General features: G+C 58.8%; 23 protein-coding genes. 12 read left to right on the top strand and 11 right to left on the bottom strand.

What is annotated here, in order from left to right; translation table 11 throughout:
- Nucleotides 1-90 precede the first annotated feature (90 nt).
- On the top strand, nucleotides 91-1,260 hold the full coding sequence (locus tag FFS28_RS18440) for a DNA repair protein (RefSeq protein ID WP_137903663.1): 1,170 nt from the start codon (nucleotides 91-93) through the stop codon (nucleotides 1,258-1,260).
- Here FFS28_RS18440 and FFS28_RS18445 read toward each other — a convergent pair whose 3' ends face one another.
- On the bottom strand, nucleotides 1,261-2,025 hold the full coding sequence (locus FFS28_RS18445) for a siderophore-interacting protein (protein ID WP_137903664.1): 765 nt from the start codon (nucleotides 2,023-2,025) through the stop codon (nucleotides 1,261-1,263).
- A gap of 145 nt (nucleotides 2,026-2,170) precedes the next feature.
- On the opposite strand from FFS28_RS18445, the gene FFS28_RS18450 reads away from it, so the two are divergent.
- Nucleotides 2,171-2,662, top strand: coding sequence for a PadR family transcriptional regulator (locus FFS28_RS18450; RefSeq protein WP_137903665.1), 492 nt, complete (start codon nucleotides 2,171-2,173; stop codon nucleotides 2,660-2,662).
- Here the strand turns inward: FFS28_RS18450 and FFS28_RS18455 are convergent.
- Nucleotides 2,659-4,218 (bottom strand): methyl-accepting chemotaxis protein, encoded by a 1,560-nt coding sequence (locus tag FFS28_RS18455; RefSeq protein ID WP_006178636.1) that lies wholly within the window; start codon nucleotides 4,216-4,218, stop codon nucleotides 2,659-2,661. The genes FFS28_RS18450 and FFS28_RS18455 overlap by 4 nt on opposite strands.
- 327 nt (nucleotides 4,219-4,545) lie before the next feature.
- Nucleotides 4,546-6,066, bottom strand: a complete 1,521-nt coding sequence (locus tag FFS28_RS18460) for a methyl-accepting chemotaxis protein (protein ID WP_137903666.1) — start codon at nucleotides 6,064-6,066, stop codon at nucleotides 4,546-4,548.
- Nucleotides 6,067-6,490: 424 nt separating this feature from the next.
- Here FFS28_RS18460 and ygjG point away from each other — a divergent pair, with 424 nt between their 5' ends.
- On the top strand, nucleotides 6,491-7,870 hold the full coding sequence (gene ygjG / locus FFS28_RS18465; protein ID WP_042322056.1) for a putrescine aminotransferase: 1,380 nt from the start codon (nucleotides 6,491-6,493) through the stop codon (nucleotides 7,868-7,870).
- Between the two features lie 87 nt (nucleotides 7,871-7,957).
- Here the strand turns inward: ygjG and FFS28_RS18470 are convergent, their stop codons facing one another.
- Nucleotides 7,958-8,560, bottom strand: coding sequence for a helix-turn-helix domain-containing protein (locus FFS28_RS18470; protein ID WP_137903667.1), 603 nt, complete (start codon nucleotides 8,558-8,560; stop codon nucleotides 7,958-7,960).
- A 42-nt stretch (nucleotides 8,561-8,602) separates the two neighbouring features.
- Between FFS28_RS18470 and FFS28_RS18475 the strand changes: the two genes are divergently transcribed.
- Nucleotides 8,603-9,289: a B3/B4 domain-containing protein gene (locus FFS28_RS18475; protein WP_137903668.1), complete on the top strand. Its 687-nt coding sequence runs from the start codon at nucleotides 8,603-8,605 to the stop codon at nucleotides 9,287-9,289.
- A gap of 12 nt (nucleotides 9,290-9,301) precedes the next feature.
- Nucleotides 9,302-10,150: a dihydrodipicolinate synthase family protein gene (locus FFS28_RS18480; RefSeq protein WP_137903669.1), complete on the top strand. Its 849-nt coding sequence runs from the start codon at nucleotides 9,302-9,304 to the stop codon at nucleotides 10,148-10,150.
- 54 nt (nucleotides 10,151-10,204) lie between these two features.
- Here FFS28_RS18480 and lsrG read toward each other — a convergent pair whose 3' ends face one another.
- Genes lsrG through lsrA form a run of 6 tightly spaced genes read right to left on the bottom strand, consistent with a single transcriptional unit; the run spans nucleotide 10,205 to nucleotide 15,891 of the window.
- The gene (gene lsrG, locus FFS28_RS18485; RefSeq protein ID WP_137903670.1) at nucleotides 10,205-10,498 is read right to left on the bottom strand and encodes a (4S)-4-hydroxy-5-phosphonooxypentane-2,3-dione isomerase; all 294 of its coding nucleotides are present in this window, start codon (nucleotides 10,496-10,498) and stop codon (nucleotides 10,205-10,207) included.
- The gene (gene lsrF / locus FFS28_RS18490) at nucleotides 10,495-11,382 is read right to left on the bottom strand and encodes a 3-hydroxy-5-phosphonooxypentane-2,4-dione thiolase (protein ID WP_006178652.1); all 888 of its coding nucleotides are present in this window, start codon (nucleotides 11,380-11,382) and stop codon (nucleotides 10,495-10,497) included. Before lsrF ends, lsrG begins: the two co-directional genes overlap by 4 nt.
- A gap of 11 nt (nucleotides 11,383-11,393) precedes the next feature.
- Entirely contained in the window at nucleotides 11,394-12,395 is a 1,002-nt protein-coding gene (lsrB, locus tag FFS28_RS18495) for an autoinducer 2 ABC transporter substrate-binding protein LsrB (RefSeq protein ID WP_101736937.1), read from the bottom strand.
- Nucleotides 12,392-13,375 (bottom strand): autoinducer 2 ABC transporter permease LsrD, encoded by a 984-nt coding sequence (lsrD, locus tag FFS28_RS18500; protein ID WP_137903671.1) that lies wholly within the window; start codon nucleotides 13,373-13,375, stop codon nucleotides 12,392-12,394. The genes lsrB and lsrD overlap by 4 nt, the downstream gene beginning before the upstream one ends.
- Nucleotides 13,376-14,407 (bottom strand): autoinducer 2 ABC transporter permease LsrC, encoded by a 1,032-nt coding sequence (gene lsrC / locus FFS28_RS18505; protein ID WP_137903672.1) that lies wholly within the window; start codon nucleotides 14,405-14,407, stop codon nucleotides 13,376-13,378.
- Nucleotides 14,404-15,891 carry an autoinducer 2 ABC transporter ATP-binding protein LsrA gene (gene lsrA / locus FFS28_RS18510; protein WP_042322061.1) on the bottom strand — a complete coding sequence of 496 codons (1,488 nt, stop codon included), beginning with the start codon at nucleotides 15,889-15,891 and terminating at the stop codon, nucleotides 14,404-14,406. Before lsrA ends, lsrC begins: the two co-directional genes overlap by 4 nt.
- Before the next feature lie 215 nt (nucleotides 15,892-16,106).
- Between lsrA and lsrR the strand changes: the two genes are divergently transcribed.
- The 3 genes from lsrR (at nucleotide 16,107) to FFS28_RS18525 (ending at nucleotide 20,905) form a co-directional block, all read left to right on the top strand.
- Nucleotides 16,107-17,078 (top strand): transcriptional regulator LsrR, encoded by a 972-nt coding sequence (gene lsrR / locus FFS28_RS18515; protein ID WP_006178659.1) that lies wholly within the window; start codon nucleotides 16,107-16,109, stop codon nucleotides 17,076-17,078.
- A 32-nt stretch (nucleotides 17,079-17,110) separates the two neighbouring features.
- A complete protein-coding gene (gene lsrK, locus FFS28_RS18520; RefSeq protein WP_137903673.1) occupies nucleotides 17,111-18,706 on the top strand; it encodes an autoinducer-2 kinase in 1,596 nt (531 codons plus the stop codon).
- Between the two features lie 177 nt (nucleotides 18,707-18,883).
- On the top strand, nucleotides 18,884-20,905 hold the full coding sequence (locus tag FFS28_RS18525; protein WP_137903674.1) for an NADPH-dependent 2,4-dienoyl-CoA reductase: 2,022 nt from the start codon (nucleotides 18,884-18,886) through the stop codon (nucleotides 20,903-20,905).
- A gap of 132 nt (nucleotides 20,906-21,037) precedes the next feature.
- Here the strand turns inward: FFS28_RS18525 and rlmG are convergent, their stop codons facing one another.
- Complete coding sequence (gene rlmG / locus FFS28_RS18530; protein WP_137903675.1) at nucleotides 21,038-22,174, bottom strand: 23S rRNA (guanine(1835)-N(2))-methyltransferase RlmG; 1,137 nt, start codon at nucleotides 22,172-22,174, stop codon at nucleotides 21,038-21,040.
- 83 nt (nucleotides 22,175-22,257) lie between these two features.
- Here rlmG and FFS28_RS18535 point away from each other — a divergent pair, with 83 nt between their 5' ends.
- From FFS28_RS18535 to sstT, 4 genes are all read left to right on the top strand, one after another.
- Nucleotides 22,258-22,761 carry a YgjP-like metallopeptidase domain-containing protein gene (locus FFS28_RS18535; protein WP_006178666.1) on the top strand — a complete coding sequence of 168 codons (504 nt, stop codon included), beginning with the start codon at nucleotides 22,258-22,260 and terminating at the stop codon, nucleotides 22,759-22,761.
- A 70-nt stretch (nucleotides 22,762-22,831) separates the two neighbouring features.
- Nucleotides 22,832-23,830, top strand: coding sequence for a Gfo/Idh/MocA family protein (locus FFS28_RS18540; RefSeq protein ID WP_137903676.1), 999 nt, complete (start codon nucleotides 22,832-22,834; stop codon nucleotides 23,828-23,830).
- A 252-nt stretch (nucleotides 23,831-24,082) separates the two neighbouring features.
- Complete coding sequence (locus tag FFS28_RS18545; protein ID WP_101736932.1) at nucleotides 24,083-25,048, top strand: TerC family protein; 966 nt, start codon at nucleotides 24,083-24,085, stop codon at nucleotides 25,046-25,048.
- A 255-nt stretch (nucleotides 25,049-25,303) separates the two neighbouring features.
- Nucleotides 25,304-26,545 carry a serine/threonine transporter SstT gene (gene sstT, locus FFS28_RS18550; RefSeq protein ID WP_137903677.1) on the top strand — a complete coding sequence of 414 codons (1,242 nt, stop codon included), beginning with the start codon at nucleotides 25,304-25,306 and terminating at the stop codon, nucleotides 26,543-26,545.
- The last annotated feature ends 214 nt before the right edge of the window (nucleotides 26,546-26,759 follow it).

A 26,759-nucleotide genomic window follows, 5' to 3' on the forward strand; every position in this document is an offset into this window, starting at 1 on the left:
CGCCGATCATCATCCGTGTGTATTATTTCCTGTAGCGTTTACCACAACTAACCTTAACTCAAATACTTAAGCGCCAAAGCGAAAGGCATCATGAGCACACCGATCAAACGGCTAGAAATCATTAAAAATGCCATTGAACTGGAAGATGACGACATCATCCAGAGCCAGCTGACACGCCTGAAAAACGAAGCGTTTGACGAGGGGCTGCAGGCGATCGTCGTGGCGCTTGAACAGAAGAACTACACCGACGCCATGGCGGCCATCACCGCCTGGCTGCAAAGCCAGCGGGCCATCACGCAGTGGCGGGATCCGCAGGTGGCAGCCAGCAGGCTGGAGCTGAAGGCGCTGGAAGAACGCCTGCGGGATCTGATCGACCGCCGCAACGCGCGCGTTCAGCAACTTGATGAGTTCAACGATCTCTATTTCTCCCGGCTCGGCCCGCTGATGCAGCAGATCCTTGCCCTGCGCAAAACGCTGGCGGAGCTGAATCTGCGTCGTCAGCAGGCGGAAGCCCGCCGTCGCGAAGAGGATTATCGCCGCTGCCAGCGCTACATGGCGCAGGCGGTGGAGGTGCTGACCTCGCTCACGCAACGCTGGCGCGAGCTGCCCGCGGACTCTGTGCAGGCTGCCGAGGCCCGTAAGCATCTGCAGCAGCAAAGCGATCTGATTGCGAATCTGCTGGCCGAAGCGCGCGAACTGGAGAGCGGCCTTACGCGTGAAGAAGAGCCGGCACGTCAGGCACGCGACGAGGCAAATGATGAGTATGAGAAGTATCGCGAGCAGCATCACGATGCGGAGATACGTCTGCGCAAAGGAAAAACGCTCTCTGAAGAGGATCGGAACGAACTGAAGCGGCTCTGGCGTCAGGCGAGCAAACTGTGCCACCCGGACCTCGTCGCAGATGATTTAAAAGAAGAAGCCAACACCATGATGGTGCAGCTCAACCAGGCCAAACAGCGTGGCGACGTTAAGGCGATCCGTTCACTGGTGGCGCGTCTGCAGCAGGGCTTTGAACCGCTGATGGCGAGCGACAGGCTGAACGATCTGGAGCGTATCCGCAAAAAAATGGCGCAGGTACGCGAGCAAATCGACACCTTAGTGAACGAGCTGGCAGAGCTTGAGAAAGAAGAGTCCTGGCTGCTGGTCTCGTCGCTGAACAACATGGAAGCCTATTTTGCGCAGCAGGAGAAAGCGCTGCACGACGTCCGCGCTTCGCTCGAACATCAGGTAAGCGAAGCGCAGATGGATTCAGCCGCGTAGCTATTTGGCGTGCCAGTATGCGCTGGCACGCACCAGCTGCTGATCAATCGCGTCGGTCTCAAAGCGACGGCTCAGGTTTTTCACCACCTTCCCTTCCCCCGTCAGCCAGATAAAGTAATCTTCCGCCGGAACGGTCAGCGCGGCCAGTTGGTCTGCCACCGCCTGTCCGCTATGGCCCACAATCCAGGTAATGTTGAACCCGCTCAGGTGCGCGAGATAAGTCTTGTAAGACGCATCGCCGACGGTCACCACCGCATGGATCTCCGGGCGAACCTTCAGGCTGGCGATAGTCTCTAAACGACGGCGCAGCGCGGGCATCCCGGACTCGTCGCACACGTAGAGCTGCCAGGCGTAATCTTCCGGCACCACCAGCGAACCGCGTGGGCCGCCGATCGTCAGCTTATCGCCCACTTTCGCTTCCAGCGCCCAGCGGCTGGCGACCCCGCCGTCGTGGACGAAGAAATCAAGCACCAGTTCGTTGTGTTCCGCGTCAAACAGTGGGGTATAGTCACGCGCCTGCGGGCGGACGCCCTCTCCCCAGTCGATGCCTTCCTCGGTCACGACGGGCGGAACGAAAGTCGTGCCCGGCGCCGGGAAAAAGACTTTGGTATGGTCGTCAAAGCCCCGTGAGCTAAAGCCCTCCAGCGCTTCACCGCCTAAAACAATGCGCTGAAAGCCAGCATTGACGCTCTCGACGCGGAGCACGTCCAGCTCGCGAAAACGCAGGTCATTACGAACACGTTGCGGGTAACGAGGTGATGTCATGGTTATGCCCTCTCAGATGAATACGATATATCTAAATAAATTTTAAATGATAATGATTGCTAATTAGCAAGAATGCAAGATCTTTTAGATTGCAACTAAACATATCTACGATATAGTTTAGATATATCTTTTAGAGAGAGATGACATGCGACATGAACATGAGGGCGGCCGCCGTCCGCGTTTTTTTGGACACGGCGATCTGCGGCTGGTGATCCTGGATATCCTGACGCGCAATGCGAGCCACGGTTACGAGCTGATCAAAGCGATCGAAAACCTGACTCAGGGGAACTACACCCCCAGCCCGGGTGTGATCTACCCGACCCTGGATTATCTGCAGGATCAGACCTTTATCACCATTACGGAAGAAGAGAGTGGCCGCAAGAAAATAGCGATCACCGTGGCCGGGCAGCGCTGGCTGGATGAAAACCGGGAACGGCTGGAACAGATTCAGGTGCGTATCAAAGCGCGCAGCGTCGGCTTCCAGCTGCGTAAAAACCCGCAGATGAAGCGGGCGCTGGATAACTTCAAAGCGGTATTAGACCTGAAGGTTAATCAGGGAGAGCTCAGCGACGCGCAGCTTAAGCAGATCATCGGCGTGATCGACCGCGCGGCGCTGGAGATCTCCCAGTTGGATTAAGCCAGCGCGTGCTCGCTTACGCGGAACACTTTTACCAGTTCTTTCAGGTGCATCGCCTGATCGTTCAGCGATGCCGCTGCGGCCACAGACTCCTCCACCAGGGCTGAGTTCTGCTGCGTGGTGGCATCAATCAGGCCAATCGCGCTGTTAATCTGCGAGATCCCTTCCGTCTGCTCATGGCTCGCCTGGCGAATTTCGCGCAGGATCACGTCCATCTCTTCCACGTTGCCGACCATCCCGTTGATCAGCCCGCTGGCTTTTTCGACCAGGTTCATTCCGTCCTGCGTCTGGCTGGAGGAGCTTTCAATCAGCTGGCGGATTTCACTGGCTGAAGAGGCGCTTTTTTGCGCCAGCTGGCGCACTTCACCGGCGACAACCGCGAATCCACGGCCATGCTCACCCGCACGCGCCGCCTCTACCGCCGCGTTCAGCGCCAGAATGTTGGTCTGGAAAGCAATGGCGTCGATCAGGTCGATAATGTCGGACATCCGGTTCGATGTTTCGTTAATCAGGCGCATTTTGCTGGTCACCTGCTTCATCATTTCACCGTTATTTTTCACCACCGCAGCCGCATCGGCGGAGAGGTTGGTGGCTTCCCCGGTGTGGGATGCGGTGTTTTTGACCGTCGCGGTGATCTGCTCCATCGACGCCGCCGTCTGTTCAACGGAACTTGCCTGCTCTTCGGTACGCGCGGCCAGATCCTGGTTACCCGCCACAATTTGCGCGGCCGCGCTGGAGATATTCTCCGACCCGGTCTGCACCTGCTGCACAATCTCCAGCAGGCGAGTTTTCATCTCCATCAGCGCAGAGAGCAACAGGCCCGTTTCATCTTTCCCGTGGGAGGCGATGCTGCCAGTCAGATCGCCGTCGGCAATGGCCTCGGCAAAGCTCACCGCCTCGCCCAGCGGACGAGTAATCGAGCGCACAATAAACCAGCCAATCAGGCTCCCCACCACCACGCTAAAGAGCGTGATAAGGATCAGCACCAGCCGGTTGGTGCGAAAATCACCGTCCACCTGCGCGCCTGCGTTTTGCATCTCCGCGTCCTGAACCGCAATCAACTCCTGCACTTTCGCTTTGTAGGCCTGCTGCAGGCTAAGCGTGGTGGTCATCATCTCCTGAATAGCGCCAGGACGATCGTTGTTTTGCACCGCCTGTAAAATACGGTAACGCGAGTCCAGGTACTGCTGGCGGACGTCGCGAATATCCGACAGAACCTGCTGAGATTTTTTATCCTGCAGGTCGGTGTTCAGCTCACCCAGGATGACGGTGATACGCTCGCTGATGGCCTTCAAACGCTGCTGTGACTGGGCGGTATAACTCCCCTGCTCATCCAGCAGCATGAGTTGCTGAGTGCTAACAAATTCCTGGAAGTTGTCGATGAGCTGGTTTGCTTTTATCGTGGTGGGATAATCATGGGAAAGGATTGTTTGCATTCCGTGATTGGCCCGATTCAGGCTCATCAGGGACAAACTCGCGCTGACCACCATCAGTACAATAAAGAAGCCAAACGCCAGAAATAATTTCGTGCCGATCTTTACGTCATGTAAGTACATATTTACTCCATCGATGTGATTATTTCTCAGACGATCGCTGTTATCGGTAACTGACGCGCTAACTTTATGACTTTGATCGTTTTTTTATTTCATAACCTCCACAATGGATAGGCACAGGCTATTAATTTCGCCCCATCGATCGTTATACGGCCGCTTATGAGGGCATTGATGAAATAGCGTAGGGGAAAACCGACTTAGGCAGGAACAAATAACTGAGGCGTTTCTTTAGTTATTTAATATTATAATAACAATAAACCACATGAATAATCACAAAAAAAAGCCGCTTATTCCTGAACGAATAAACGGCTTTACGGGAACATGCCGAAATCAGTGCAGCACCGTGACCGCATCTTCAAGCCGTCCGGCGCGATGCTTCACCATGGCGGAGATGTGCGCACTCTCTTCCACCAGATCGGCGTTTTTCTGCGTGATGCTGTCCAGCTCCTCAACGGCGCGGGTCAGCTCAGACAAACCGGTCGCCTGTTCTGACGTTGAGTGGCTGATCTGGGCGATGAGCCGGGTGACGTTTTTCACCTGCTCGACGATATCATCCATCGTCCTGCCCGCGGCATGAACCTGATCGGAGCCGGACTGCACCTTGCTGGCGCTGGCATCAATCAACTTGCGGATATCGTTGGCGGCGTTCGCGCTGCGGCTGGCGAGATGGCGCACTTCACCGGCCACCACCGCAAATCCTTTGCCCTGCTCGCCCGCCCTCGCCGCTTCTACCGCCGCGTTCAGCGCCAGGATATTGGTCTGGAACGCGATATCGTTGATAAGCGTGGTAATGGAGCCGATTCGCTGCGTGCTGTCGGCAATGTCATCCATGGTTTTCACCACGGTTTGCATCGCGTGCCCGCCTTCCGACGCCGCACTGCTGGCGGCGACGGAGAGTTTGTCCACTTCGGCTGCGGTCTCGGAGTTACTTTGCACCGATGCTGCCATCTGGTTCATGGTCGCCACGGTTTGCTGCACGTTGGAGACGGTCTGGCGCGTGCGGTCGTTCAAATCTTCATTGCCCTGCGCCAGTCGGTCGCTGCCGTCGCGTACGCTCACCACCTGGCTTGAAACGTCATTGATCAGCCAGCGGCACATCAGCCCCAGTTGCCCGACCGCGCGCAGCGTCAGCCCCAGCTCGTCGCTCCGGTTCAGGTGCTGCACGCTGTTACGTTCACCGGTCGCCACTTTCAGCGCCTGACGCGCCACGTTTTCCACCGGGCGGACGATCTGCTGTTCAAATAACGCCGTGCCCACCAGCATGACAACGGCACTCGCGGCTAGCGATACCCAGCCCGCAGACGTTGCGAAAAGCATTGCGGCTAACAGTGCAAATAGGATGGCCATGACGCCGCGTACGCGCCAGCGCAGCGGCATCGCGGGCATCTTCCCGAGCCAGCCTTTGCGCACTACCAGTCCTTTATGGATACGCTTGTTGCAGCGGCCTTCATTCAGCGCCTTATAGAGCGGCTCAACCGCCGCGATCTCCTCCGCCATCGCCCGGGTACGGATCGACATATAGCCGGTCATCTGCCCCTGACGGATCATCGGCACGGCGTTCGCCCGCACCCAGTAGTGGTCGCCGTTCTTGCGGCGGTTTTTGACGATCCCGCTCCAAGGCTCGCCTTTTTGCAGGGTGTACCACATATCGGCAAACGCCGCTTTGGGCATATCCGGATGGCGTACCAGATTGTGCGGCTGCCCGATCAGCTCCTGAAGCGAATACCCACTGACCTGTACGAAGGTGTCGTTAGTGTGAGTCATGTAGCTGTGGAGGTCGGTCGTCGACATGAGCGTGGTGTCGTCGTCCAGAGGGTATTCGTTCTGGGTGACGCTGGATGGAGAGGACATAATGAGCATCCCTTGCAGGTTATTTGAATGTTAATTTTGTGGTTTATTGTTTTTTCGGCGGTTAAGAATTTATCTTTAGTTGTTAAACATGATTGAGATCGCAAATTTCAGTTAAACCGCACTTTTTGCGCGCCTTTTTAATTAATTGATTTTAAATACTTTCGTAGTGAAATTACTCATAAAGCATGATCTGTTAACGCCCACTAAAGAAGCACACGCCGCACCGCACTGGTGCGCCTGCTTGCAGGAGGCAAAAACCGGCCTGCCGCTTCATCTCGTCCGGGCTTTAGCGGCATGATTAAATATTGCGCAATAATCATTTCCCCTGGCGTTTATCCCGATTTTTGTTAAGTCCTCTGAAGTGGCGTAATCCCTGCAATAATTAACGCAGTATCATGTGATACGCGATCCCCGGGAGCATATTTTGAACAGGTTACCTTCCAGCGCCTCGGCTCTTGCCTGTACCGCGCACGCACTGAATCTCATTGAAAAGCGAACGCTTGACCATGAGGAGATGAAACACCTGAATCGCGAGGTCATCGACTACTTTAAAGAACATGTGAACCCTGGATTTTTGGAGTATCGCAAATCTGTTACCGCCGGCGGGGATTACGGAGCCGTAGAGTGGCAAGCGGGAAGTTTGAACACGCTTGTCGACACCCAGGGACAGGAATTTATCGACTGCCTGGGTGGTTTTGGCATTTTCAACGTGGGGCACCGTAATCCAGTTGTGGTTTCCGCCGTACAGAATCAACTCGCGAAACAACCTCTCCATAGCCAGGAACTGCTCGACCCGCTGCGCGCCATGCTCGCAAAAACGCTGGCGGCCCTAACGCCCGGCAAACTGAAGTACAGCTTCTTTAGCAATAGCGGCACGGAATCGGTCGAAGCGGCGCTCAAACTCGCGAAGGCGTACCAGTCGCCGCGCGGAAAATTCACCTTTATTGCCACCAGCGGCGCGTTCCACGGTAAATCCCTGGGTGCACTCTCGGCGACCGCCAAATCCACCTTCCGCAAACCTTTTATGCCGCTGCTGCCGGGCTTCCGCCACGTGCCGTTTGGCGACATTAATGCCATGCGCACCGCCCTTAGCGAATGCCGTAAAACCGGCGATGACGTGGCGGCGGTGATCCTGGAACCCATCCAGGGCGAAGGCGGCGTGATCTTACCCCCGCAGGGCTATCTGCCCGCCGTGCGTCAGCTGTGCGATGAATTTGGCGCCCTGCTGATTTTCGACGAAGTGCAAACCGGCATGGGGCGCACCGGCAAGATGTTTGCCTGCGAACATGAGAACGTTCAGCCGGACATCCTGTGCCTGGCAAAAGCGCTCGGCGGCGGGGTGATGCCGATAGGTGCCACGGTTGCCACCGAAGAGGTGTTCTCGGTGCTGTTCGATAACCCCTTCCTGCACACCACCACCTTTGGCGGCAACCCGCTGGCCTGTGCGGCCGCGCTGGCGACCATCAACGTGCTGCTGGAGCAAAACCTGCCTGCGCAGGCGGAGCAGAAAGGCGACATGCTGCTGGATGGCTTCCGTCAGCTGGGGCGTGAATATCCGGATCTGGTACAGGACGCGCGCGGCAAAGGCATGCTGATGGCCATTGAGTTTGTGGATAACGAAACCGGCTATAGCTTCGCGAGCGAGATGTTCCGCCAGCGGGTGCTGGTGGCAGGTACGCTTAACAACTCAAAAACCATTCGAATTGAACCGCCGCTCACGCTGACGATTGAACAGTGTGAGCAGGTGCTGAAAGCGGCACGTAAAGCGCTGGCCGCGCTGCGGGTGAGCGTGGAAGAGGCGTAAATTGCGCCGGGTGGCGCTAACGCTTACCCGGCCTAATAAATACTGCATCTGTAGGCCCGGTAAGCGTTAGCGCCACCGGGCTGCTTTTTATCGGTGAAACTCCGCCACCGTCATGGTGAAGCGAAGCACGGTATTGCCTTGATTGGCGTAGCCGTGCGCCGCTTCGGTTTTCGCCACCACCGACGCCCCGGCAGCAACCTGCGTTACCGTCTCGTCCACCGTAAGCGTTAACATGCCTTCGTTCACGTGTAGCAGCTCAAAGGTTCCCGCCGGATGCCCCGAAGAGGTAAAACGCTCTCCCGGCTGCATCTCCCAATGCCATAGCTCAATCATATCCGGGCCCGCGGTGCCCGCCAGCAGCCTGGCGTAACCGCCCAGTGCGCCCTGCCACAGCACCGGTATCGCGGCTTCTTCGATAACGTGCACCTGCGGCTCGCTGGAGACGTTAACGATATCCGCCACTGAGATACCGAGCGCGGCGGCCAACTTGCACAAAATGGCGATACTGGGGTTAGCTGCACCCTTTTCGATCTCCACCAGCATGCCTTTGCTGACGCTGGCGCGGCGGGACAGCTCATCCAGCGACAGTTTTTTCTCTTTCCGCCAGTTGCGGATGCGGTTCGCGACGGCCAGGCTTACCTGGGAAACGTCCGCGCCCTGCACAGTCATTATATTGACTTTTTCAGTCATTGGTCACTACCATGGTATAAAACAGTCAATACAGGATTATTTATGTCTCTCGTTACGCCGTCAATAGACTTGCGTCTTGCCGGGATTGCCCCAGGCTTTCGGGCGCTGAGCATTCTGGTTGAAGCCGCGCCGATTACTCACCCGGAAGCGGCAGCTGCCGCGCTGGCGCAGGCCTGCCAGCAGATGCTTAATGATGATGTGCCATGGGCTGCTGCACACCTTTCAGGCTGGGATGACGTGTTTAAAGCCTTCGGTGCGAAACCGAAACGCACGCCCTGCTCGGCATCCGCCCTGCGTAAGCGAGTTTTGAAAGACGGATCGCTGCCGCCGCTGGATCCGGTGGTGGATATCTATAACGCAGTGAGTATTCGCTACGCCATTCCAGTTGGTGGAGAAAATTTCGCGGCTTATTCAGGCGCGCCGCGTCTGACGCTTGCCGACGGCAGCGAGCCGTTTGATACCTTCAAAGAGGGACAGCCGGTGGTGGAACATCCGGAACCGGGCGAGGTTATCTGGCGCGACGATCTCGGCGTCACCTGCCGTCGCTGGAACTGGCGCCAGGGTATACGGACGCGTCTGGACAGCCAGGCGCAGACCATGTGGTTTATTCTTGAGAGCCTGCCGTCGATGCCGCTTGCGGCGCTGGAAGAGGCGGGAGAAGAGCTGGTCAGCAATCTGCAACAATTGATGCCTGGCGCAACGGCTCAGGTTCAACTGCTGGAACTGTAAGAGGGTAACACGATGTTTCACGGGTTAAGCGCCTTTCCGTTAACGCCCCTGAAAGAGGGTAAGTTTGACGAGCGGGCCTTTATCAATCTGCTGCGTCCCGTGGTCGACGCCAGCGTGGATTCGCTGGGCATTCTCGGCTCAACGGGAAGCTATGCCTATCTGACCGTTGAAGAGCGCGGCCGGATCGCACGCTGCGCGGTGGCACATGCTTATGACATTCCGGTCATCATCAGCATCGGCGCGCTACGGCTCGACGATATTCTGCGTCTGGCAGACGACGGGCAGGCGGCAGGAGTCTCCGGCGTGCTGATGGCCCCCGTGTCGTACCAGCGGTTAACGGAAGACGAAACGTTTAATCTCTATGAAACGGTGACTCGACAACTCTCCGTACCGCTATGCATTTACGACAATCCGGCCACAACCGGTTTTGCGTTTAGCGATGAACTGTTATTTGCGGTCGCGGCCCTGCCGAATGTGGGATCCATTAAGCTTGGTCGCGTGCCGGAGGACTTGTCGCAGATACGCGATCTTCTTCCTGATACGGTCACGTTGGGCATCGCCGGTGACTGGCTAGCGGCCTCAGCCCTTCAGGCCGGGTTTGACGTCTGGTACTCGGTTCTCGCGGGGTTGTTCCCTCATACGACGCTGGCGATTGCGCGTTCGAAAGAGGCGGCACAATCCGAGCGGTTAGAGCCTCTGTGGGAATTGTTCCGTCGATACGGCAGCTTACGGGTTATCGCGGCGGCAGCAGAGATGATGGGAAAAGTGGCTGCACCTGCATTGCCATTTCCGTTACAGGCGGTTCAGGGTGAGCCGCGTGAAGCGCTAGCCCGGATACTTGCGGATCTGGAGCTGGCCTGAAAAATGCCGGGTGGCGCTAACGCTTACCCGGCCTATAAACCTTTATAACGCCTGTTACTCCGGCAACAACCCCACAAAACAGCGCTTTTTGCGCGGCTCCGACATCAGCTCCTCAAGCTTCTCCACGCAGGCCAGATAGTGCGGCGTCTGCTTGTGCGCCAGCACTGCCGCTTCGTCTTTATAGGCCTCGTAGATAAAGAACCGGCTTTTCACCCGCGGGTCCTGCAGCACGTCAAAACGCAGGTTTCCCGGCTCCTGAATCGCCCCTTCGTGGTTGGCGCGAAACACCTCCAGAAACTCGTCCACGCGTTCGGGTTTGATGTTGATCTCGACTAACGTCACGTTCATTTTGCTTCTCCCTGTTTTTCTTCCTGCCAGAACTGGAACGCGTCCCGCGCGCTCATGTTCTCGTGAACCACTTTTTTCACCGCTTTCAGCATGGCGAGCGGCGCGCTGGACTGGAAGATATTCCGCCCCATGTCCACGCCGGACGCCCCCTGATCGATAGCCCGCCAGCACATCTCCAGCGCCTCGTTTTCCGGCAGTTTTTTGCCCCCGGCGATGACAATCGGCACCGGACAGCTGGCGGTCACTTTTTCAAAGCCCTCGTCGACATAATAGGTTTTAACGAACTGCGCCCCCATCTCGGCGGCAATGCGGCTGGCGAGAGAGAAATAGCGGGCGTCACGCGCCATCTCTTTGCCAACACCCGTCACCGCCAGCGTCGGCACGCCGTAGCGCGCGCCCGCGTCCACCAGTTTGATGATGTTATTGATCGACTGATGCTCAAATTCACTGCCGATATAGACCTGCGCCGCCACCGCGCAGGCGTTCAGGCGCAGCGCGTCTTCCATCGCGACCGCCACGCACTCGTTAGACAGTTCGCCCAGAATCGAGTTACCGCCCGAAGCGCGCAGCACCACCGGCTTATTGGTGGCCGCTGGCACGGTGCTTCGCAAAATACCGCGGGTGCACATCAGTACGTCGGTTTCACCAAATAGCGGGGCAATAGAAAGATCGATACGCTCAAGGCCGGTGGTCGGGCCCTGAAAATAGCCGTGGTCAAAGGCCAGCATCACCGTGCGGTTGCTTTGCGGGTTGAAGATCCGCGCCAGCCGGGACTGCATGCCCCAGTCCAGCGAGCCACAGCCCTTCAGGGTATAGGGCGCGTTTACCTGTGGCGTGCCGATGCCAAAATCCTTGCCGTCTTTGATGTCGTCTAAATCAGCCATTTGCTCCCCCGTCAGAAATCGTATTTGCCGATGTTCTCTTTGGTAAACACCACGCGCTCCGGCAGCAGCACAATACCGTTGCCCTTCGCCTCATACTGGTAACCCTGCACGCTGTTTGGCTCGACCTTGAGCGTGCCGATATCTTTTACCTCCACGCTGTCGCCCACGTTAAGATCGCCTTTTTTCAACAATTGATCGGCGACATTGACCGCAATTTTGCCCTGTTGCACCACATCCCACAGGCCGAAGGCTTTCACTGTTCCACGTTCAACGTACGGACGCATGACGTTCGGTGTGCTGAACCCGACGATCGCCACCCCTTCCCGCTTCAGGTTTTCTGCCGCCTGCGCCGCAGCAGGCAGGGCGTTAGCGTCCGGGGCAATGATCGCATCCAGATCCGGATATGCTTTCAAGATCCCTTCAGCGGTTTGCAGGGATTTCGTGGCGTCGTTATAGCCGAACTGGGTGGTGACGACCTGCCACTGGGGATGATCTTTCTCGATTTTGGCCTTCGCCTCTTTGACCCACTGGTTCTGGTCAGTGACGGTCGGGCTGGAGTAGAAGAACGCGACTTTGGCATTCGGTTTGGTGACCTGCTTGCCGGCCATCTCCACCAGCAGGCCGCCGAGTTGTTCCGGCGTCCCCTGGTTGATGTAAATGCTGCGGCACTCCGGTTTGGTGTCGGAATCCCAGGTCAGCACCTTCACGCCGCGCTGCATCGCGCGCTTCAGCGCCGGGCAGAGGCCGTCCGGCGACACGGCGGAGACGATAATCGCGTTATAGCCCTGGTTCACGAAGTTATTGATCAGCTGCACCTGGCCGGAGACGCTCGGCTCAGTCGGGCCGTCGTAGGTCACGTCCACGCCAAGATCTTTACCCGCCTCTTTCGCGCCGTTGCCGCCGCTGGTAAAGAACCCCACCCCCACCAGCTTCGGGATAAAGGCGATGCGGTCCGCCGCCTGCGCCGACGCCACGCTGAGCGCCATCGCCAGGACTATCAGTTTTGTTTTCATCTTACGCTCCGGATATGTTTTGTGAGGAGAGAGCGCACCCATTCACGGTGCAGACTCAGCGAACGTCCCATCACCACCACAACCAACAGCGCCCCTGACAGCGCGCTCGACACCTGGTTGGGGATGCCGACCATCTGTAAACCCTGTTGCAAGTACCCCACCAGCAGCGCCGCCAGTGCCGTACCGATAACCGAACCTGAACCGCCGTAGATATTCGCGCCGCCCAGCACCGCGGCGGTCAGCGCGGGCATCAGTAAATCGCGCCCCAGATCCGAACGCGCCGAGCCGAAATAGGAGACCATCACCAGCGCGGCAATCGCCGAGGCGACGCCCACCATGCCATACAGCGCGTACGGCATGCCGTTCACAGACAGCCCCGCATAGCGTGCCGCGCGCGGATTTTGCCCCATCAAAAACAGGTGCCGGCCGAAGCGCCCGCGATGGGTAATCAGCCAGAAGAAAAGGGTTATCACCGCGAACAGCACCAGCGGGATCGGCAGACCCAGCACGGTGAGGTTAGCGAAGGCGGTAAAGCTGTCCGGGAAGCCGCCGATCCCCTCGTAGCCGGTCGCGCCCGCCATACCGGAGAGCAGCAGCGCCCCGCCGCCGTAGAGGTACAGCGTGCCAAGGGTTATCACTAACGGGCTGATGCCGGTGTAGTGGATCAGCGCGGCGTTCACCAGCCCGCACAGCAGACCGAGCAGCAGCGTCAGCGGGATCGCCACCGCCATCGGCCACCCCGCCTGCATCATCACGCCCAGCGCAATGGCGCACAGGCCGATGGTGGAGCCGAGCGAAATATCAATCCCACCGCTGATGATGACCAGCGTCAGCGGCAGCGCCACAATACCGATGCAGATAAAGTCGCTGGTGCTGAACAGCAGCATGTTGATATCGAGCATTCGCGGGTTGATGGCCCCAAAGAGCAGGATCTCCAGCACCAGCAAAATCAGCAGCGCGCTTTCCCAGTTAAGCCTCATTTACGCCACCTCTTTTTTGCGTTTTGGAAACGGGGTAACGTGCTTTCCCCCTTTATTGCCCGGCTGGAAACGGCTGTATTTCAGTGCCCGCTGATGCCTTGCGAGCGCCTGACGCAAGCGCCCGTCGAGCACCAGCACGCCCAGCAGCACCAGCCCGGCAATAAAATCGTTCCACCAGGCCGGGAGCCTGAACAGCACCAGCACGGTGTCGATTTGGGTCAGGAAGAACGCACCGAGCAGCGCGCCAATCAGCGTGCCCGTCCCGCCCAGCAGCGAAATACCGCCAAGCACGCAGGCCGCGATGGCTTTCATCTCCAGGCCGCTGCCGGTCTGATTCGGCACAAAGCCAATCTGCGCGGCAAAGACGATACCTGCGCAGGCCGCCAGCATCCCGTTAAGCGTAAAGGCGATTATCCGGGTGCGGTTGACCGCCACGCCCAGCTGGCGCGCGGCGGCGAGGTTGTCCCCCACGGCGTAGAAGTCACGGCCAAAGGCGGTGCGCGACAGCATCCACGCGCCGACGGCGGCGAAGAACAGCACCACGAAACCCAACGGTGAAATCCCGAGGGCAACCGGCGCGGAGAGCGCTTTCAGATCCGGCGGAAGCCCTTCAATCCACTTCCCGCCGGTCCAGAGCAGCATCGCCCCACGATACAGCCCCAGCGTACCGAGGGTGGCGACAATCGCCGGTATCCGCAGCCCCACCACCAGCACCCCGTTGAACGCGCCCGCCAGCGCGCCGATCGACAGGGCAAAAAGGATGGCGGCCGGCAGGCTGTAACCGCTGTTGAGCGCCACGCCAACCGCGATGGCAGACAGCCCCACGGTAGATCCGACCGAAACGTCGATGTTGCGGGTCAACATCACCAGCGCCGCGCCAAGCGCCAGCAGGATCAGGATCTGCGCGCTGGCGAAAATCATCCCCAGGGTTTGCAGACTGAGATAGGCCGGGTTCAGTGCCACCAGCACAACGAACAGGGCGAGGATCGCCAGAAACGCGCTCAGCTCGCGGTTTTTCAGTAAGGTCTTCATGATTGCCCTCCAAACGCCAGCCCCATCATCCGATCGAGCGTCACGGCGTGGCGCGGCAGTTCGCCGCTGAGCATGCCCTGATGCATGACCAGCACGCGATCCGCAAGACCGGGAAACTCGTCGAGATCGCTTGAGATCATCAGCACCGCCACGTTCTGCGCCGCCACGCTTTTGATCAACTGATAGATATCGGCGCGCGCCGAGACGTCCACACCGCGCGTGGGTTCATCGACAATCAGCAGCAGCGGGTTGGCCTCCAGACAGCGCGCCAGCAGGACCTTCTGCTGGTTACCGCCAGAGAGCGTGCGCACGGTTTGATCCGCATGGTTGAGCTTGATCCCCAGCGCCCGGTGATAACGCTCCACCACCGCAGATTCCCGCCTGCGCTGCTGCCAGAGGGACGGCTCGTTCAGGGTCACGGTGTTCCAGCGAACCGGCGCATCCAGGAACAGGCCGGAGACCTGCCTGTCTTCCGGCAGGTAGACCAGCCCTTTTTCCAGACGCGCGGCAACCGAATCCGCGTTGATCTCCTGATTTTCAAGCCAAACGCGTCCGCCGCGCACGGGGCGCAGGCCGTAAAGTGTTTCAGCGAACTCGGTACGCCCGGATCCCACCAGCCCGGCCAGGCCGACGATCTCCCCGGCGTAAATCTCCAGGCTGAGATCGATAAACCCTTCCCCGGTAAGATCGTCTACCCGCAGCACCGGAAAGTCCTGCGGCTGGGTCCGGCGATTCCCGGGCAGCGCCAGCCACAGTTTTTGCGTGTCGCTTAAGCGTTGTTCCCGGCTCACCGGAGTCATGGCGGCAATCAGGGCGTTATCGTCAAAGGTCGCGGTTTCGCCGCTCAGCACCACGGCCCCGTCGCGCATCACCGAGACGTGGCTGGAAAGCTGGCGGATCTCCGGCAATTTATGTGAAATAAAGACAATGCCAACACCCTGATCCTGCAGGGCGCGGATCTGGCGAAACAGCCGCTCGGTTTCGCCAGGGGTCAGCGACGCCGTAGGCTCGTCGAGGATCAGAATTGTTGCATTGCGCATCAGCCCGCGCAGGATCTCCACCATCTGCTGATCCGCCACCTCCAGCGTGCTGGCGGTGGCATCAAGACTGAGCTGGCACTGCAGCTGCTGCAGCTTCTCCGCAAGACGCTCGTCCACCCCCTTTTCGCGCGGCAGGCGGAAAAGGATATTTTCCCGCACCGTCAGGTTAGGAAACAGCAGCGGCTCCTGCGGCACCAGGTAGATCCCCAGCCCGTGCGCCTGACCGGGGCTAAGGCGTGCATATGCCCGTCCGGCAACCGAAAGTTCACCGCTGTCCGGGGTCTCGACGCCAGCGATAATCTTCATCAGCGTCGATTTCCCCGCCCCGTTACCGCCCATTAACGCATGCACCTGGCCCGCAAGCAGCATGAAATCAATGCCTTTTAACACCGGCACGCCCGAGAATTGCTTGCTGATATTCCGTGCTTCGATAAGTGGGGTCATCATCGCTCCGCTATTGAACAAATGATTTTTTGATTTAATAATGTTCAAAAGCGTAGACGGTGAACTATATTTACAACCGTGCAGGGATCACAGTTTTATCGATTAAGATCCAGATACCCCTAAAACAATTTTAAAGATCTTTTTTGCCGCGTGGCTCACATTTTCGGCCCGCGCCTGAGCGAACATATGATCTAAATTTTTATAAGAGTTCAAATATGAGCGATAAACGCACTGTGGAAGAGGGTCGTTTTGCCGGGCTGGCGCTGGCGGAAGAGGAGCTGGTCGCTCGCGTGGCATGGTGTTACTACCACGACGGGCTGACCCAGAACGACATTGGCGAACGGCTCGGCCTGCCGCGCCTGAAGATCTCCCGCCTGCTGGAGAAAGGCCGCCAGTCCGGGGTGATACGCGTGCAGATCAACTCGCGCTACGAGGGCTGCCTGGCGCTGGAGACCGAACTGCAGCAGCGCTTTGGTCTGAAGCTGGTGCGCGTGATGCCCGCCCTTAACACCCCGCCGATGAACGTGCGGCTGGGCATTGGCGCAGCGCAGTCGCTAATGGGCGTTCTGGAACCCGGCCAGCTGTTAGCGGTGGGATTTGGTGAAACAACCATGAGCAGCCTGCAACACTTAAGCGGTTTTATTAGCTCACAGCAGATCCGCCTGGTAACGCTCTCCGGCGGCGTCGGGCCGTATATGACCGGTATCGGCCAGCTGGATGCGGCCTGTCGCGTCAGCATGATCCCCGCCCCGCTGCGCGTTTCATCCGCCGGGGTGGCCGGGATCTTAAAGCGTGAAACCAGCGTGCGGGACGTGATCCTCGCCGCCACCGCCGCCGACGTGGCGGTGGTTGGGATTGGTTCAGTGAACCAGCGCCGCGACGCCACCATTTTACGCTCCGGCTATATCAGCGAAGGTGAACAGTTGATGTACGCCCGGAAAGGGGCGGTGGGCGACATTCTCGGTTACTTCCTCAATGCCGACGGCGAGTGCGTCGAGGAGCTTGAGATCCATAAAGAATTACTCGGCGTCACCCTTGATGAACTGGCGCAGCTGCCCACCATCGTTGGCGTGGCCGGAGGTGAAGAGAAAGCCGATGCGATTTACGCCGCACTGAAAGGTCGCCGTATTAATGGCCTGGTGACGGAAGAGACGACAGCCCGCGCGGTGCTTGCTCTGGCAACATAAGAGACGGCCCTGCGCCTGACACGAGGCATGCTATGAGTTACCTTTTAGCGTTAGATGCAGGGACAGGCAGCGTTCGCGCCGTTATTTTCGATGTGCAGGGCAACCAGATTGCCGTCGGCCAGGCCGAGTGGAAACACCTGAGCGTGGAGAACGTGCCCGGCTCGATGGAGTTTGACCTCGACACCAACTGGCGGCTGGCCTGCCAGTGTATTCACCAGGCGCTGGAGCGTGCCCACCTGCACGCGGCGGATATTCAGTCCGTGGCCTGCTGCTCCATGCGCGAAGGCATCGTGCTGTATGACCGCAACGGCGACGCCATCTGGGCCTGCGCCAACGTCGACGCCCGCGCCAGCCGCGAGGTGGCCGAACTCAAAGAGATCCACGACGACCAGTTTGAATCCGAAGTGTATGACGTTTCCGGCCAGACATTGGCCCTGAGCGCCATGCCGCGCCTGCTGTGGCTGGCGCACCACCGCCCGGATATTTATCGCAAAGCGGCGACGGTCACCATGATCAGCGACTGGCTGGCGGCAAAACTCTCTGGCGAACTGGCGGTGGACCCGTCCAATGCCGGCACAACCGGCATGCTGGATCTCTTTTCCCGCGACTGGCGTCCGGCGCTGCTCGACATGGCCGGGCTGCGCGCCGATATCCTCTCCCCGGTGAAAGAGACGGGAACCGTGCTGGGGGCCATTACCCGCGAAGCCGCGCAGCAGAGCGGCCTGCGCGAAGGCACGCCGGTGGTGATGGGCGGCGGCGACGTGCAGCTTGGCTGTCTCGGGCTGGGCGTGGTGCGCGCCGGGCAAACGGCGGTGCTGGGCGGCACCTTCTGGCAGCAGGTCGTCAACCTGCCGCAGGTGCGAACCGATCCGGATATGAACATCCGCGTGAACCCTCACGTCATCCCCGGTATGGCGCAGGCGGAGTCGATCAGCTTCTTTACCGGGCTGACCATGCGCTGGTTCCGCGACGCCTTTTGCGCGGAGGAGAAGTTAATTGCTGAACGCATGGGCATGGATACTTACACCCTGCTCGAAGAGATGGCCAGCCGCGTGCCCGCGGGCTCACACGGGGTGATGCCGATCTTCTCCGATGCGATGCATTTCAGGCAGTGGTACCACGCCGCGCCGTCGTTTATTAACCTCTCCATCGACCCGGAAAAATGCAACAAGGCCACGCTGTTCCGTGCCCTGGAAGAGAATGCGGCGATTGTCTCCGCCTGCAACCTGTCGCAGATATCGCGATTCTCCGGCGTGACGTTTGACAGCCTGGTCTTTGCGGGCGGCGGCGCGAAGGGCGCGCTGTGGAGCCAGATTTTAAGCGATGTCACCGGGCTGCCGGTGCGCGTGCCGGAAGTCAAAGAGGCGACGGCGCTGGGCTGTGCCATCGCCGCGGGTGCTGGCGCCGGGCTGTTTACCGACATGGCCTCCACGGGTGAGCGGCTGGTGAAGTGGAGCCGCGAATTTACGCCGAACCCGGAATACCGGGAACTTTACGACGGCATGATGCAGAAATGGCAGGCGGTGTACGCGGATCAGCTTGGGCTGGTCGACAGCGGGCTGACCACGTCGATGTGGCAAGCCCCGGGTCTGGTGCGGGCATCCCCCTCACCCCGGCCCTCTCCCTGAGGGAGAGGGAGATCGTGTCCCCTCTCCCCGTGGGAGAGGGTTAGGGTGAGGGCACCAGGCCGCACAATATTTGAATCCCATCACAATCGCCGCATTCCCCTTTTCCCTTTTACTCTCCGCTGGCTAAATTAGTAACTCATCCGACCACATAACAATAATTTTACACTGGAAGAGACTATGAGCCGCTACCCGTCGTTATTCGCCCCCCTCGATCTGGGGTTCACAACGCTCAAAAACCGCGTGTTGATGGGTTCGATGCACACCGGGCTGGAGGAGCGTCCGGACGGCGCCGAGCGGCTGGCCGCTTTCTACGCCGAGCGCGCCCGGCACGGGGTGGCGCTGATCGTTACCGGTGGCGTGGCCCCCGCGGTTTCTGGCGTGACGATGGAGGGCGGCGCGGTGCTGAACGATGCGGCCCAGCTGCCGCATCACCGGATTGTGACCGACGCGGTGCATAAAGAAGGCGGTAAAATTGCCCTGCAAATTCTGCATACCGGGCGCTACAGCTATCAGCCGAATCTGGTTGCCCCGTCGGCCCTTCAGGCACCGATCAACCGCTTCACACCCCATGCCCTTACCCACGATGAGATCCTGGCGCTGATCGAGGACTTCGCCCGCTGCGCGGCGCTGGCGCGTGAGGCGGGCTATGACGGCGTAGAGGTGATGGGGTCGGAAGGCTACCTGATTAACGAGTTCCTCGCCGCCCGGACCAACCATCGTGACGACGAATGGGGCGGCGATTATGCCCGCCGCATGCGTTTTGCCGTCGAGGTGGTGCGCGCCGTACGCGAACGTGTGGGCGCGGATTTTATTATCGTCTACCGCCTGTCGATGCTCGATCTGGTGGAGGGCGGCGGCACGTTCGACGAAACCGTCCAGCTGGCGCAGGCAATTGAAGCCGCCGGGGCCACGATCATCAACACCGGCATCGGCTGGCACGAGGCGCGTATCCCGACCATCGCCACGCCGGTACCGCGCGCGGCGTTCAGCTGGGTGACGCGTAAACTGAAAGGGAAAGTGTCTGTTCCGCTGGTTACCACTAACCGCATTAACGATCCGCAGGTGGCGGAAGAGGTCATTGCGCGCGGCGATGCCGACATGGTGTCGATGGCACGCCCGTTCCTCGCCGACGCGGCGATCCTCTCCAAAGCGCAAAGCGGACGCGCGGACGAGATCAACACCTGCATCGGCTGTAACCAGGCCTGTCTGGATCAGATCTTCGCGGGCAAAATCACCTCCTGTCTCGTCAACCCGCGCGCCTGCCATGAAACGAAAATGCCGGTAACACCTGCCGTCACCCCAAAACGGCTCGCCGTGGTCGGCGCGGGCCCCGCCGGGCTGGCGTTTGCGGTGAATGCCGCCGCGCGCGGGCACAGCGTGACGCTGTTTGATGCCCTGGCTGAGATCGGCGGGCAATTTAATATTGCCAAACAGATCCCCGGCAAAGAGGAGTTTTACGAAACCCTGCGCTATTACCGCCGGATGATCGACCTGACGGGGGTCGAGCTGCGGCTTAACCATTTTGTGAATGCGTCGGATCTGGTGGCGTACGATGAGGTGATCCTGGCCAGCGGGATCGTCCCGCGCCTGCCGGCGATCGCGGGCGTCGATCATCCGAAGGTGCTGAGCTATCTCGACGTATTGCGCGACAAAAAACCGGTCGGCGATCGCGTGGCGATAATCGGCTGCGGCGGGATCGGTTTTGATACCGCCATGTACCTGAGCCAGCCGGGGGAAGCCACCAGCCAGAATATTGCGGCGTTTTGTGAGGAATGGGGGATCGATACCAGCCTCAATCAGATCGGCGGCCTGCGACCGGAAGGTCCGCAGCTGCCAAAAAGCCCGCGCCAGATCGTCATGCTGCAGCGTAAAGCCAGCAAACCAGGCGACGGGCTGGGCAAAACCACGGGCTGGATCCATCGCGCCACCCTGCTCTCACGCGGGGTGAAGATGATCCCGGCGGTGAGCTACCAGAAGATCGACGACGACGGGCTGCACGTGCTGATCGGCGGTGAGCCGCAGCTGCTGGCGGTGGATCATGTGATTTTGTGCGCCGGGCAGGAACCGAAGCGCGATCTGGCCGAACCGCTGCGTGAGGCGGGCAAAACGGTGCATTTGATCGGCGGGTGTGATGTGGCGATGGAGCTGGATGCGCGGCGGGCGATTGCGCAGGGAACAAAGCTGGCGCTGAGTATTTAACGGCATTGCCCGGTGGCGCTACGCTTACCGGGCCTACGGGTCCGAGGCCATTGTAGGCCCGGTAAGCGCAGCGCCACCGGGCGTTTGAAACCACAGGCCTGTGCAAGCGCAGCGCCGCCAGGCGAAACACGCTTACCGACGACGCCCCAGCTTAACCGCTTTCAGCACCACAAACTTATTGTTCGTCGCAATGGTGACGCAGTTACCGAAAATCTTCTTCAGCTTGTGGAAGTAGTCCAGATGACGGTTCGCCACGATGTACAGCTCGCCGTTAATTTTCAGGCAGCGGCGGGCATGGTGGAACATCTCCCACGCAACGTTATCCGTCAGCGCGTGCTTCTGGTGGAACGGCGGGTTGCAGAACACGGCGTTGAAGCGGAAAGGCTCCACGCCCGACAGCGCGTTGTTGATCATAAACTCGCAGCGATCCAGCGCGTCCGGCATGTTGGTTTCGACGTTCAGACGGCTTGATGCCACCGCCATCGGCGACTCATCGCTAAACACCACGCTGGCGTCCGGGTTCTTCGCCAGCAGCGTCAGGCCAATTACGCCGTTGCCGCAGCCCAGGTCAACGATCTCGCCTTCCAGGTTTTCCGGCAGATGTTCGATAAAGAAACGCGCCCCGATATCCAGCCCGGTGCGGGAGAAGACGTTCGCATGGTTGTGGATGGTCCAGTCGGTGCCCTCCAGTTTCCAGCTCAGGGTGTCTGGTGCGTCAGCCAGTTCCGGTGCGCTGAAGGTACAGTTGATCAGGCGCGCTTTTTTCCAGGCCAGCGTGGTGGTGGTGGGGCCGAGCACTTTTTCGAACAGTTCCAGCGTCGACGTGTGGATATCACGCGCCTTGGCACTGGCGATGATGCGCGTTTGTGGCGTGACGACCTTACGCAGCGCGCGCAACTGCTGCTCCAGCAGCGCCATGGTTTTCGGCACTTTGATCAGCACCACGCCCGGCGCCTGCGGGTAATCCGCGGTGCTGTCGAGGAACTTCACGCTGCCTTCATCGATATCGTTATGGCGCAGGTTCTCGCGCGTCGCCAGCTCGCTTAAGTAAGAATCCCCGATGCTGTAAGGCGTGTGCTCCGCCAGGGCACAGCCCAGTGCGCCAAACGCGTCATTCAGGATCAGAACCGGGCCGCTGATTTCGGTGTCATCCAACTGCTGCAGCAGATAGTCATCCGCTGCTTCCCACGCCTGAAGCGGGTTAACGTCGTCCGTTTCCGGGAAACGTTTAAGGTTGAGTGAACGGAAACCGTTGTCTAAGTGGCTCATCGGCCCTCCTGAATGGTAAAATTTGGCGTATCCCTGAAAAGGGTGCGTGAGTATACCCGTTTTATTGTCGATTTGGGGCGTTGATGAACCAACTTACTTATCTCCAGGGCTACCCGGAGAACTTACTGACTCAGGTTCGCAGCCTGATTGCCGAGCAAAAGCTGGGCGCGGTGCTGGAAAAACGTTATCCGGATACGCACGATTTCGCGACCGATAAGGCGCTCTGGCAGTATACGCAGGATCTGAAAAACCGTTACCTGAAGAGCGCGCCGCCGATCAATAAGGTGATGTACGACAACAAGATCCACGTGCTGAAAAACGCGCTTGGGCTGCACACCGCCATCTCCCGCGTGCAGGGCGGCAAGCTGAAAGCCAAAGCCGAGATCCGCGTGGCAACGGTGTTTCGCAACGCACCGGAGGCCTTTTTGCGGATGATCGTGGTGCATGAGCTGGCGCACCTGAAAGAGAAAGAGCACGACAAAGCGTTCTACTCCCTGTGCTGCCACATGGAGCCGCAGTACCACCAGTTGGAGTTTGATACTCGCCTGTGGCTGACGCATTTATCGTTAAAGAGTAATGCGCAGTAGCGCACGCGAAATGTCATGATGACGTGCTACAGTGGCTACAGGTCCCCCGTTACGGAGTACGTAAACGTCTATGATACGTTTCGCAGTTATTGGTACGAACTGGATCACACGCCAGTTCGTCGACGCCGCCCACGAAACCGGCAAATACAAGCTCACCGCAGTTTATTCCCGCAGCCTTGAGCAGGCGCAAAGTTTCGCCAACGACTACCTGGTCGAGCATCTGTTCACCTCGCTCGACGAGATGGCGCAAAGCGACGCCATCGACGCGGTCTATATCGCCAGCCCGAACGCCCTGCACTTTCCGCAAACGACGCTGTTTCTCAGCCATAAAAAGCATGTGATTTGCGAAAAGCCGCTGGCCTCAAACATTCAGGAAGTGGAAGCCGCCATCGCCCTGGCGCGCGAAAACCAGGTGGTGCTGTTCGAAGCCTTCAAAACCGCCAGCCTGCCGAACTTCCTGCTGTTGCAGCAGTCCCTGCCGAAAATTGGCAAGGTGCGTAAAGCCTTTATCAACTACTGCCAGTATTCGTCGCGCTATCAGCGCTATCTTGACGGCGAAAACCCGAACACCTTCAACCCGGCGTTCTCTAACGGCTCGATCATGGATATCGGTTTCTACTGCCTGGCCTCCGCCGTGGCGCTGTGGGGCGAACCGCACGGCGTAACGGCCACCGCCAGCCTGCTGGAGAGCGGCGTGGACGCGCACGGTATCGTGGTACTGGACTACGGTGATTTCAGCGTCACGCTCCAGCACTCCAAGGTGAGCGATTCGGTCTTACCGAGCGAAATTCAGGGCGAAGACGGCTCGCTGGTCATCGAAAAAATCTCCGAATGCCAGAAGCTCAGCATCGTGCCGCGCGGCGGCAAAGCGCAAGAGCTGACGCAGCCTCAGCATATCAACACTATGCTGTATGAGGCAGAGGTCTTTGCACGTCTGGTTGAGGACAATGAGGTGAACCACCCGGGGCTGGCGGTCAGCCGCACCACGGCGAAACTGCAAACGGAGATCCGCCGTCAGACTGGCGTGGTGTTCCCGGCAGACGGCGTGGGTGCGCAAGTTATCGCGTAAAACTGTGTAATGAATTCATGCCGAGCCTTGACGGATCGCCGGGCCTGACATATTTTGTTACCAGCAAAGGGGAGTAACTTCCTTGCCGGTGGATCGTCATTACGATGCGTGCAATACCGCATCCGGTCGCCGGGCAACCTTCGTGGTTGTAAGTGAGACCTTGCCGGAAGGCGAGGTCTATGCATAAAAAGCTAACGGCTATCGTCTTCTGACCATAGCCGTTTTTGTTTTTTTATGTGTAAGGAAAATAGTATGCATTCTGTCGGCACTCCAATGTTGTGGGGCGGATTCGCGGTTGTCGTGCTCATCATGCTGGCGATCGACCTCTTTTTGCAGGGGCGTCGTGGCGAGCACGGCATGACCATGAAGCAGGCTGCCGCCTGGTCACTGGTGTGGGTCACCCTCTCCCTGCTTTTCTGCGCCGCCTTCTGGTGGTATCTGGCCTCGACCGAAGGCCGTGCGGTGGCCGATCCTCAGGCACTCGCCTTCCTCACCGGTTATTTGATTGAAAAAGCCCTCGCGGTCGATAACGTCTTCGTCTGGCTGATGCTGTTCAGCTACTTTGCCGTGCCTGCGTCACTGCAGCGCCGCGTGCTGGTCTATGGCGTGCTGGGCGCGATTATCCTGCGTACCATCATGATCTTCGCGGGCAGCTGGCTGATCACCCAGTTTGAATGGCTGCTGTACGTTTTCGGCGCGTTCCTGCTGTTCACCGGTATCAAAATGGCGCTGGCGAAAGAGGATGAGACCGGCATCGGCGAGAAGCCGCTGGTGAAGTGGATCCGCAGTCACCTGCGCATGACGGACAAAATCGAAAGCGAGCACTTCTTCGTGCGCAAGAACGGCCTGCTGTTTGCCACCCCGCTGCTGCTGGTGCTGATTCTGGTTGAGCTGAGCGACGTGATTTTCGCGGTAGACAGCATTCCGGCAATTTTCGCGGTTACGACAGACCCGTTCATCGTCCTGACCTCTAACCTGTTCGCGATCCTCGGCCTGCGTGCCATGTACTTCCTGCTGGCGGGCGCGGCAGAGCGCTTCTCCATGCTGAAGTACGGCCTGTCGGTGATCCTGGTCTTTATCGGTATCAAGATGCTGATTGTCGATTTCTACCACATTCCGATCGCCATCTCGCTCGGCATTGTGTTTGGCATTCTGATCGTGACGCTGATTATCAATACCTGGGTTAACCGCCAGCACGATAAAAAGCAGCAGGCTTAGTGCTTTTTGCCCGGTGGCGCTGCGCTTACCGGGCCTACAACGTCACCCCGAAGGCCGGGTAAGCGCAGCGCCACCCGGCACTTTCGTTAATCAACAGTTAAAAAATATGACACAACACGTAAAATCCAGCATTTTACGCTTCCCTCCTTTCGCGCATTCCCTATACTCGACCAGGCAAACATTTTCTTACATCCGGACATAAATGTGACTTAGAGCACATCCGGAATGGAACACAATTTCACTTAAGGACTTCCTATGAGCGTATCGTCATCGGGTCTTCTTGCGCGTCTGTCGCGTGGCAGCCTGGTTAAGCAAATCTTGATTGGTCTGGTGTTGGGCGTGGCGCTGGCGCTCATTTCCAAACCTGCCGCCGAGGCCACCGGCCTGCTCGGGACGTTGTTCGTTGGTGCACTAAAAGCGGTCGCGCCGGTTCTGGTGCTGACCCTGGTTATGGCCTCCATTGCTAACCATCAGCAAGGACAAAAAACCAACATCCGCCCGATCCTGTGGATGTACCTGCTGGGCACGTTCTCTGCGGCGCTGACGGCGGTTGTAGTGAGCTTCGCATTTCCCTCCACGCTGCAGCTTACGACCGGTGCAACCGACATTACCCCACCTACGGGAATTGTGGCGGTGATGCACGGCCTGCTGATGAGCATTGTCGCCAACCCTATCCACGCCCTGATCAATGCCAACTACATTGGCATCCTGGTGTGGGCCGTCGGGCTGGGCTTTGCCCTGCGCCACAGTAATGACACGACCAAACATCTGATCACCGATGTGTCGAATGCCGTAACCTTTATCGTCACCGTCGTGATTCGCTTTGCGCCCATTGGCATCTTCGGTCTGGTGGCGTCGACGCTGGCAACTACCGGCTTTGGTGCGCTATGGGGCTACGCCCAACTGCTGCTGGTGCTGATTGGCTGTATGGCCGTGGTGGCGCTGGTCATTAATCCGCTGCTGGTTTTCGTACAGACGCGTCGCAACCCCTATCCGCTGGTGTTGATGTGTCTGCGTGAGAGCGGCGTGACCGCCTTCTTCACCCGCAGCTCGGCGGCGAATATTCCGGTTAACATGACACTGTGCGAGAAGCTGAACCTGGACCGCGATACCTACTCGGTGTCAATTCCGCTGGGCGCAACCGTCAACATGGCGGGCGCGGCCATCACCATTACCGTGCTGACGCTGGCGGCGGTGCATACGCTGGGTATTCCGGTGGATCTGCCCACGGCGCTGCTGCTGAGCGTGGTGGCATCGCTGTGTGCCTGTGGTGCATCCGGCGTGGCGGGCGGTTCGCTGCTGCTGATCCCGCTGGCGTGTAATATGTTCGGCATCCCGAACGAGGTCGCCATGCAGGTGGTTGCCGTAGGCTTTATCATCGGCGTGCTGCAGGATTCCTGCGAGACCGCGATCAACTCCTCAACCGACGTGATGTTTACCGCGGCCGTGTGCCAGGCGGAAGACGCGCGTTTAGCGAAGAACGCCCTGCGCAGTTAAAAAGAAAAGCCCGGTGGCGGCTACGCCTTACCGGGCCTACAAGGTAAATGCAAAACGGCAACATGTGTTGCCGTTTTTAATGTTTGTACCCTCTCCCCGTGGGTGTACGGTCCGGGGACATCGTGAACACTTGTTCGGGGACATGGTAGACACTTACAACTAAGGCATAAGAACCCGTTTATGGAGTCGCTTATGCCCTGGGATGCGAGAGATA

Origin of the sequence: Enterobacter sp. 2VL (assembly GCF_005503595.1) — a bacterium.
In the GTDB taxonomy this organism is placed as follows: Bacteria; Pseudomonadota; Gammaproteobacteria; order Enterobacterales; family Enterobacteriaceae; genus Enterobacter; species Enterobacter cancerogenus.

Bases quoted from the DNA above. Each gene is read 5' to 3' on its own strand.
- lsrF (WP_006178652.1), bottom strand. From the start codon at position 11,382: ATGGCTGATTTAGACGACATCAAAGACGGCAAGGATTTTGGCATCGGC.
- FFS28_RS18480 (WP_137903669.1), top strand. From the start codon at position 9,302: ATGTTTCACGGGTTAAGCGCCTTTCCGTTAACGCCCCTGAAAGAGGGT.
- lsrB (WP_101736937.1), bottom strand. From the start codon at position 12,395: ATGAAAACAAAACTGATAGTCCTGGCGATGGCGCTCAGCGTGGCGTCG.
- FFS28_RS18455 (WP_006178636.1), bottom strand. From the start codon at position 4,218: ATGTACTTACATGACGTAAAGATCGGCACGAAATTATTTCTGGCGTTT.
- FFS28_RS18445 (WP_137903664.1), bottom strand. From the start codon at position 2,025: ATGACATCACCTCGTTACCCGCAACGTGTTCGTAATGACCTGCGTTTT.
- FFS28_RS18460 (WP_137903666.1), bottom strand. From the start codon at position 6,066: ATGTCCTCTCCATCCAGCGTCACCCAGAACGAATACCCTCTGGACGAC.
- FFS28_RS18450 (WP_137903665.1), top strand. From the start codon at position 2,171: ATGCGACATGAACATGAGGGCGGCCGCCGTCCGCGTTTTTTTGGACAC.
- lsrG (WP_137903670.1), bottom strand. From the start codon at position 10,498: ATGAACGTGACGTTAGTCGAGATCAACATCAAACCCGAACGCGTGGAC.
- FFS28_RS18470 (WP_137903667.1), bottom strand. From the start codon at position 8,560: ATGACTGAAAAAGTCAATATAATGACTGTGCAGGGCGCGGACGTTTCC.
- FFS28_RS18475 (WP_137903668.1), top strand. From the start codon at position 8,603: ATGTCTCTCGTTACGCCGTCAATAGACTTGCGTCTTGCCGGGATTGCC.
- rlmG (WP_137903675.1), bottom strand. From the start codon at position 22,174: ATGAGCCACTTAGACAACGGTTTCCGTTCACTCAACCTTAAACGTTTC.
- lsrD (WP_137903671.1), bottom strand. From the start codon at position 13,375: ATGAGGCTTAACTGGGAAAGCGCGCTGCTGATTTTGCTGGTGCTGGAG.
- lsrC (WP_137903672.1), bottom strand. From the start codon at position 14,407: ATGAAGACCTTACTGAAAAACCGCGAGCTGAGCGCGTTTCTGGCGATC.
- FFS28_RS18545 (WP_101736932.1), top strand. From the start codon at position 24,083: ATGCATTCTGTCGGCACTCCAATGTTGTGGGGCGGATTCGCGGTTGTC.
- FFS28_RS18525 (WP_137903674.1), top strand. From the start codon at position 18,884: ATGAGCCGCTACCCGTCGTTATTCGCCCCCCTCGATCTGGGGTTCACA.
- lsrK (WP_137903673.1), top strand. From the start codon at position 17,111: ATGAGTTACCTTTTAGCGTTAGATGCAGGGACAGGCAGCGTTCGCGCC.
- lsrA (WP_042322061.1), bottom strand. From the start codon at position 15,891: ATGACCCCACTTATCGAAGCACGGAATATCAGCAAGCAATTCTCGGGC.
- FFS28_RS18540 (WP_137903676.1), top strand. From the start codon at position 22,832: ATGATACGTTTCGCAGTTATTGGTACGAACTGGATCACACGCCAGTTC.
- lsrR (WP_006178659.1), top strand. From the start codon at position 16,107: ATGAGCGATAAACGCACTGTGGAAGAGGGTCGTTTTGCCGGGCTGGCG.
- sstT (WP_137903677.1), top strand. From the start codon at position 25,304: ATGAGCGTATCGTCATCGGGTCTTCTTGCGCGTCTGTCGCGTGGCAGC.
- FFS28_RS18440 (WP_137903663.1), top strand. From the start codon at position 91: ATGAGCACACCGATCAAACGGCTAGAAATCATTAAAAATGCCATTGAA.
- FFS28_RS18535 (WP_006178666.1), top strand. From the start codon at position 22,258: ATGAACCAACTTACTTATCTCCAGGGCTACCCGGAGAACTTACTGACT.